General features: G+C 71.2%; 3 protein-coding genes. 1 reads left to right on the forward strand and 2 read right to left on the reverse strand.

The window, feature by feature from the left end; genetic code table 11:
• Positions 1-386 (forward strand): hypothetical protein (locus tag BM064_RS26405; RefSeq protein WP_218161138.1); only part of this gene is annotated, 386 nt, incomplete at its 5' end.
• A gap of 349 nt (positions 387-735) precedes the next feature.
• Here BM064_RS26405 and BM064_RS26410 read toward each other — a convergent pair.
• Both BM064_RS26410 and BM064_RS27260 read right to left on the reverse strand, forming a co-directional pair.
• A complete protein-coding gene (locus BM064_RS26410; protein WP_177236418.1) occupies positions 736-2,523 on the reverse strand; it encodes a ParB/RepB/Spo0J family partition protein in 1,788 nt (595 codons plus the stop codon).
• A gap of 61 nt (positions 2,524-2,584) precedes the next feature.
• Positions 2,585-2,944, reverse strand: a complete 360-nt coding sequence (locus tag BM064_RS27260) for a DUF3768 domain-containing protein (protein WP_143103486.1) — start codon at positions 2,942-2,944, stop codon at positions 2,585-2,587.
• Positions 2,945-3,102: the final 158 nt, after the last annotated feature.

Genomic DNA, 3,102 nt, shown 5'->3' on the forward strand with positions numbered 1-3,102 from the left:
GCAATCTGACGGTCGATTTATCCATGTCCTCGAGTTCGAGGCCCATGCTTCCGCTGAATTACACCCCGCTCTGCGCCTGCTGCTTGTGCCCCACGGTCATCAAGGAGGGGGACTGCTGCTATGTCTGCTGGTGGGAGAGAGAAGAAATCTGCGAGCTGGACCCGGAGGATAACGGCGGCGGGATCAACGGGGCCATCGACCTGCCCGAGGCTCAGAAGAACTGGCGCGAGGGCGCCTGCATGATGCCCCGTGGCCATGTCGGCTACGAGGATGGACGGCAGTCCTATCTCTGGCACTGGGTGCAGGCGGTGCGGTCAGGCGAAGTGGAATGGTCTCCCCATGCGCTGTGGCAGCGCAACGCGGATGTCTGGGGACGGTACTTCTGACGCGCCGGCTGTCGGGCTCCTGATGCGCCTGCTTGCCGGCGAGGCGCTCACCCCCCGCGGCTCGCCCACAGCCGCCTCGCCTCCCTTTGCGCTATGGAGGCACCGTCCGGCTCGGCGGCTGCAAACCCCGCCCGCCCCTGGGGGGGCGGGTGGGGTGGACGACCGCTCTCGCCCGGAGAGCGGGGCAGGCGGAAGGCGGGCGTAGCCCGCGCCGTGTCGCCGGGGCGCCGCGGATGCCGCCAGGCGCGGCGATTGAGCAAAAAGACCCCGCCCGAGGGCGGGGCCAGGCGTCGGTCCGCAACCGGAGCCGAACGCTGCGCCCCCGGCGGCGCGCGCCGGGGCGGCTATCTTACATGCCTTTGGGCAACCATGCCGCCGCACGGGCCTTCTGCTCAGGGGAGAGGGCGACGCTCTCGCCCGAGAAGATCGCGCTCAGATGGGCGACGAGCTTGCCCTTGGGCTGTTTGGCGAGGTCCGGCGCAGGGGCGTCGCGGCCCATGATCCCGGCCTCGATAGCGAGAAGCTGCTCCTTGGTCAGCCGCTTGAAGAAACCCGCCTCCGGGGTCCAGACCGCGCGGGGAGCCATGCCCGCGATCTCGATCAGCGCCTCGACCAGCGGCGGGGCCTTGTCCGCCAGCGGGGCCGAGAGCGCGCGGGCGACCGAGGCGGCGAGGATGCGGTTCCGCTCCTTCTTCGGGCGGGCGCGGAAGGCGGCGAAGCCCTCGGCGGTCTCGTCTGCGGAGAGACGCTCCGGCGCGGGATCGGTCAGGGCCTCGGGCAGGGTAAGCGTCTCCGCGCCGGTGTCGGGCTGGTTCTGCGCGGCTTCGGCGGTGATGGCGAGGGGCAGGGCGCCTGCACGCGCGGGCTGGGAAAGGGCGAAGGTCAGCAGGTCCAGCGCCAGTTCTGGCTTCTCAAGCAGCGCCGCCTGCAGGGCGCCGGTGCGGATTGCGGCGAGGTCGGCGGCGAGCGCCGCGGAATAAGGCCCTTTCTTCTCGGGCGCGGCGCCTCGGGTCGGGGCGGGCTGCGCCAGCCCGGCCTCCACCGCGGCGGCGTGATCTTCGGGTCGGACCAGCCCGCAGCGCAGGCGCAGGGCGCCGTCATGGCTCAGCTCCACGATGGCGCCTGCATGGGCCATCTGTTCCGGCGTCCAGATTTCGGCGGAGAGGCGCGCGTTCAGCTCGGAAAACTCCGCCTCCGCCGCTTCGTCGGCATCGCCTGCTTCCATCATCTCGCGCAGCTCCTCCTGCCGCGCCGCCTCCGCCTCGCTCGGCTCCACCTGTTGGAGCCGCAGCCGGGTCATCCGGTCCAGCACCTGCCAGTCGATCCCGTCGAGCGCGGTCTCGACCCAAGACCAGCCCGCGGCGCGCAGGGTCTCGGCCTCCGCCTCCAGCTTCGCAGCGGCGAGGCGGTTCAGCAGCGCCATGTCGTCGTAGAAAATGCGGTCGCCGAAGAGGTCCTCGGTCACGGTCCCGCCCTCGGCCTCATAGGCCGCGCGGGTGACGAAAGCCGCGAGGCGCGGGGCGCCGTGCTCTGGGCGCAGGGCGGCGCGGATGGCGCGCGGCTCGTTCCCCTGCCAGCCATGGGCGAGGCGCTGGAACACCGCCTCCTGCGCCGCCTGATCCTCGGTCACCGTGTAGGCCGCGGCGGCGTCGAGGGTGAGCTCTCCGGCGCGCAGCGCGGAGAGGATGACCGGCGCCAGTCCGGCCAGCCGCAGCCGCCCGCGGACATGGCGCGCCGAGACCGCGAAGGCCCGGGCGATGGTGTCCACGGGCGCGCCTGAACGGGCCATCTCGCCATAGGCCGCGATCTCGTCGGCGGGGTTGAGGGCCATGCGGGCCGCGTTTTCGGCGCTGGCCCAGGCGCGGGCCTGCTCGGGGTCATCAGTGACGCGGACCGGGATCAGCGGCGCGGCGCCATCCTCCGCGGCGATCTTCGCGAGCGCCCGCCAGCGGCGACCCCCGGCGACGATGGCGATGCGGTCTTCGGCTTCCTGGAACCCGGCGAGGTTTTGCAAGAGGCCCACAGTCCTCAGGGATAGCGCGAGCGCGTCGATCTCGGCCTCGGTGCAGGACTGGCGCGGATTGATGGCGCTCAGGTGCAGGTTGGCGAGCGGGATCATCTGGAGGTCGGTGGTCATCGAAAATTCCTTTTCGGGATGGGGCAGGGGGGCGGCGACAGGGGCAGCCCCCGCGGCGGGTTCAGGCCTCGATGGGAAGGAAAAGGGTGAGGATGCGGCGCAGGGCATGGGGTCGGGTGGCGTCGATCCCCGGCAGCAGGTCGATCTTCCAGAACACCCGCACGCCCTCGACGCAGAGCACGCCGAAATCATGGGCGCCGTCGGGATCGGTCTTCGGCGTGAAGCCGTCATAGGCGATGAGCGCGCACATCGCGGCCTGCCTGAAGGCGATGTCCTTCGCGTCGACGCCCGCGCTCATCAGCACCTGGCCGGGCGTGGTGAAATCCGCCCCGAAAGATTTGCGAAAGCGGTCGTTCCCGTCGCGGATGGCGGCGAACGCTTCGGTGCGCGCGGCCTCGGCTTGATCGGCATGGATCGTCATGATCGTCTCCTTGGTTGCGATGGCGGCAGGGTCTTGCGGCCCTTTCCGCCGATGGGCGGCGCCTCCGCCGGTCTGAACCGTCCGAAAACCCCGTGTTTTCGGCGGAGCAGAGCGGGGGAGGGCGCAGCCCGACCCGCGGGCCCGCGCGGCAGGGTCAG

It is taken from the genome of Albimonas pacifica (genome assembly GCF_900113695.1).
Classification (GTDB): domain Bacteria; phylum Pseudomonadota; class Alphaproteobacteria; order Rhodobacterales; family Rhodobacteraceae; genus Albimonas; species Albimonas pacifica.

Coding starts and splice junctions, on each gene's coding strand:
- BM064_RS26410 (WP_177236418.1), bottom strand. CDS start 2,523: ATGACCACCGACCTCCAGATGATCCCGCTCGCCAACCTGCACCTGAGC.
- BM064_RS27260 (WP_143103486.1), bottom strand. CDS start 2,944: ATGACGATCCATGCCGATCAAGCCGAGGCCGCGCGCACCGAAGCGTTC.